At 65.5% G+C, this 921-nt stretch carries 1 protein-coding gene and 1 pseudogene; both read left to right on the top strand.

What is annotated here, in order from left to right; all coding sequences use genetic code 11:
- Positions 1 to 714 (top strand): carbohydrate ABC transporter permease (locus LPA54_RS33090; protein ID WP_228984437.1); only part of this gene is annotated, 714 nt, incomplete at its 5' end.
- Between the two features lie 11 nt (positions 715 to 725).
- Positions 726 to 921: pseudogene (locus tag LPA54_RS33085) on the top strand (hypothetical protein); the annotation flags it as partial.

Below are 921 nucleotides of genomic sequence, written 5' to 3'. Positions count from 1 at the left end.
AGCCTGGACCTCTTCCCGGCCGACCCGATCGTGTCCAACTACACCAGTCTCACCGACGGCATCGCCGACATCTCGATCTCCACCTTCTTCTTCAACTCGCTGTTCCTCGCGGTCGGTTCGGTCATCGGCATCCTGGTCTCCTGCTCGCTCACCGCGTACGCCTTCGCCAAGATCCGGTTCGCGGGCCGCAATCTGCTCTTCACGCTGATGATCGGCACGCTGCTGCTGCCGTACCACGTGCTGCTGATCCCGCAGTACGTGCTGTTCCGCAACCTGGACATGATCAACACGTACACCCCGCTGCTACTGGGGAAGTACCTGGCCACGGAGGCGTTCTTCGTCTTCCTGATGGTGCAGTTCATGCGGAACCTGCCGCGGGAGCTGGACGAGGCGGCCCGGCTCGACGGCTGCGGGCATCTGCGCATCTACTGGTCGATCGTGCTGCCGCTGTGCCGGCCAGCGTTGATCACCAGTGCCATCTTCACCTTCATCAACGCCTGGAACGACTTCATGGGCCCGCTGATCTACCTCAACGAGCCGGGCAAGTACACGGTCTCCCTCGGGCTGAAGATGTTCGTCGACCAGGAGGGACTCGCTAACTACGGCGGCATGATCGCCATGTCGCTGGTCGCGCTGCTGCCGGTACTGGCCTTCTTCCTGGCCTTCCAGCGCTATCTCATCGACGGCATGGCGACCTCCGGACTGAAGGGCTGAGTGAGCTGACGATGGCGCCGGCACGCACCGGGTCGAGGGCCTGGGGGAGGTTCGCGCTCTTCGCCGAGTGCCTGCTGACCGGCGTCTGGATCGCGCTGGCCGCGCTTCCGCTCGTCACCTACCCCGCCGCGCTGGCGGCGGGGGCCCGGCACCTGCGCCGCCATCTGGCCCACGAGCAGGGCGGGTGGCGGGAGTTCACGGCCGACT

Origin of the sequence: Streptomyces sp. DH12, assembly GCF_020873895.1 — a bacterium.
GTDB lineage: Bacteria > Actinomycetota > Actinomycetes > Streptomycetales > Streptomycetaceae > Streptomyces.
This window is presented reverse-complemented; position numbering and strand designations above follow the sequence as displayed.